This window comes from Streptomyces sp. NPDC007162, from assembly GCF_040634175.1.
Lineage (GTDB): Bacteria > Actinomycetota > Actinomycetes > Streptomycetales > Streptomycetaceae > Streptomyces.
In genome coordinates this window covers 1-1,850 of record NZ_JBEYFC010000940.1, presented here as the reverse complement: position 1 = coordinate 1,850, position 1,850 = coordinate 1, and the positions used below count along the sequence as shown (strand labels likewise).

1 pseudogene is annotated in these 1,850 nt (G+C 65.6%); it reads right to left on the bottom strand.

Annotated features, from left to right (window positions below):
* A pseudogene (locus ABZ646_RS46065) lies at positions 1-1,758 on the bottom strand (hypothetical protein); the annotation flags it as partial.
* Positions 1,759-1,850 lie beyond the last annotated feature (92 nt).

The window sequence follows — 1,850 nt, the reverse complement described above, 5'->3', positions numbered from 1 at the left end:
GCTCGCCCGCCGGGACATGAACGTCGCAGTCAGCGAGAGCACCCAGGTGTGGACCATGGATCCGCTTCCGGTGAGGGCCATCGGCCGTATGCCCATGCCGAGGATGTGCAGGGCCGGCTGGTTCTCCTGGACGCCGTTCGTGAAGAGGGGCAGGGTGATGCGGCTGATGACCGAGCCCGGGCATGTCAGCGGGACACTGATGGCGTAGATTTTGGGGCCGGGAGCCGGGCTGGTCTGGGTGTTGTTGCGGTGGTTCTCGTGGACCAGGGTGAGCGCGGCAGCGGAGGCGGGGCCGGTGAGCCAGTCGGGCACGGTGTCCAGATGGTAGTCCTGGTCGGCTGGAGCGCCGCTGGCGTCGATGCAGTTGTCTTTGGCGTAGGAGATGGTGCCGAGAGTCTCCTTGGCGGGGCCGCCGGTGGCGAAGGCGAGGAAGACCAGGGCGTCGCCGGTGTTCACTGCGCCGCTGTCCGGCAGCGTGACGGTCTGGCCGGAGGCCAGCATGTTGTCGTAGGCGCCGGTGCCGAATTTCGGCAGGGTGATGGTGGCGCCGTCGACGGTGACCGTCTTGCCGCTTTGCCAGCCTGAGGTGCTCGTCAGGTCGGCGGAGTTGATGCTGTTGCCGGAGCCGTCGGCGTCGGCCGGGCTGGTCGTGGTGGTGAAGGTGCTGGTTGCGGTGTTGTTCAGGCAACTGCTGGTGTCGTTGATCGCACAGGTCAGTGCCGGTCCCAGCCGCAGCACGTCGAGGCCCGCCTGGAAACCGGTCGAGGTGGAGTTCTTGCCGGTGACGGTGAGAGTCAGCGTGTGCACGCCCTTTTGGAGGGTGACCAGTTGACCGTTGGCGTCTTTGGGCATGCCGAGATCGACGAAGTGGGTGGTGGTGTAGGAGCTGTAGGCGTCGTAGTCGCTGAGCAGCGTTGACTGGGTGTTCTTCCCCGCGTCCAGGACCAGCCGGTAGATACCGTAGTCCTTGGCTTTGGTCAGGTTGGCCCCGAAGCTCCAGGGGCCGTCCTTGGGGACGTCGAAGCTGAATGTGGCGCTGTCACCGGAGACGACCTTCGACGTGGTGCTCTTGTTGGCGAGCCAGGCTTGGTAGCCGTCTGCGAACTCGTAGCCGCTGCCGGCGGCCTGGCTGATCAGCTGACCGCCCTTGGTGGTGGCTGTCGCCTTGGGCACGGTGGTGGTCGTGCCGTCGGTGTTGGTCGCGGTCCACCCGGTGATCATCTTGTCGCCATAGGCGTAGGTCGGGGTACTGGTACCGGCGTAGAAGCGGTAAGACGCCTGGACGGATGTCGAGCCGGCCTGGTCCACCGCCTTGGCGTACAGCGTGTGGACACCTGTGGTACCAGGGGCGAAGGCGGGGGAGGCGCTGCCGTTGACGACCGACGTTCCGGTACCGGCGCCATTATCCGACGTGACGTAGTACGCCTGGCCCGGCGTGATTTTGGTCGTGGTGGTCAACTTCGTGACGTTGCCGCTGCTGTAGACGGTATTGCCGAGTGTGGCGTCCAGAGCGAACAGGTATCCGGTGATGTTGTTGGTGTGGTTGTTGCCGAGTGTGAAGGTGCCCTTGTCGCCGTAGGCGGCGCCGATCTGCCCGGTGGGGAACTGGCTGGAGGTCACTGTGGGCGTGGGCGGCGCGCTCGTGTCCACGGTGAAGGTCTGGGTCTTGGTCCAGATACCCGATCCGGTTCCGGCCCAGTAGCCCGCGGCGTTCTGCGCGGTGGCCTTCCAGGTGTAGGTGCCGTCGGGCAGGCTCAATGCCGCGTAGTTAAGGGGTGTTGGGTGTTGTCAAGGCCGTGGTGTAGGTGGCGTCTTTGATCTTGCGGATCCAGCCGTGGCGGATGCCGGCG